Genomic DNA, 1,177 nt, shown 5'->3' with positions numbered 1-1,177 from the left:
ATGGCAAAGGAAAAGTTTGAGCGTAATAAGCCGCACGTCAACATCGGCACGATTGGCCACGTTGACCACGGCAAGACCACGCTGACCGCAGCAATCACCAAGTATTTCGGTGACTTCAAAGCGTATGACCAGATTGACGGCGCGCCTGAAGAAAAAGCACGTGGCATCACCATCTCGACCGCCCACGTGGAGTACGAGACCGACAACCGCCACTACGCGCATGTCGACTGCCCCGGCCACGCCGACTACGTCAAGAACATGATCACCGGTGCCGCTCAGATGGACGGCGCGATCCTGGTTGTGAACGCAGCTGACGGCCCGATGCCGCAGACCCGCGAGCACATCCTGCTGGGCCGCCAGGTTGGCATCCCGAAGATGGTCGTGTTCATGAACAAAGTTGACCAGGTTGACGACGAAGAGCTGCTGGAACTGGTTGAGATGGAAGTTCGCGAACTGCTGTCCAGCTATGAATACCCCGGCGACGATATTCCGATCATCGCAGGTTCGGCTCTGGCGGCGATGGAAGGCAACAACCCGGAAATCGGCGAAGAGAAGATCAAAGAGCTGATGGCGGCTGTTGATGACTACATCGACACCCCTGAGCGTGAAGTTGACAAGCCGTTCCTGATGCCGGTCGAAGACGTGTTCTCGATCTCGGGCCGTGGTACTGTTGTGACCGGCCGTGTCGAGCGTGGCGTGATCAATGTTGGCGACGAGATCGAAATCGTCGGCATCCGTGACACTCAGAAAACCACCTGTACTGGTGTTGAAATGTTCCGCAAGCTGCTGGATCGCGGTGAAGCGGGCGACAACATCGGCGCCCTGCTGCGCGGTATCGACCGTGACGGTGTTGAGCGTGGCCAGGTTCTGTGTAAGCCGGGTTCGGTTACACCGCACACCAAGTTCGAAGCCGAAGCCTACATCCTGACCAAGGAAGAAGGCGGTCGTCACACCCCGTTCTTTGCGAACTACCGTCCGCAGTTCTACTTCCGTACAACTGACGTGACCGGCACCGTGACCCTGGCGGCTGGCACCGAGATGGTTATGCCCGGCGACAACGTCGGCTTCACCGTCGAGCTGATCGCGCCCATCGCGATGGAAGACGGCCTGCGCTTTGCGATCCGCGAAGGCGGCCGCACCGTCGGCGCCGGCGTCGTCTCGAAAATCATCGAGTAAT

Annotated in this window: 1 protein-coding gene; it reads left to right on the top strand. The window is 58.9% G+C overall.

Annotation, left to right across the window (positions count from 1 at the left end; all coding sequences use genetic code 11):
• A partial coding sequence (gene tuf / locus ACR0I1_RS20500; protein ID WP_010441214.1) for an elongation factor Tu occupies positions 1–1,176 on the top strand: 1,176 nt, incomplete at its 5' end.
• Between the last annotated feature and the right edge of the window lies 1 nt (position 1,177).

The organism is Ruegeria sp. B11 (assembly GCF_056539785.1).
This window is presented reverse-complemented; position numbering and strand designations above follow the sequence as displayed.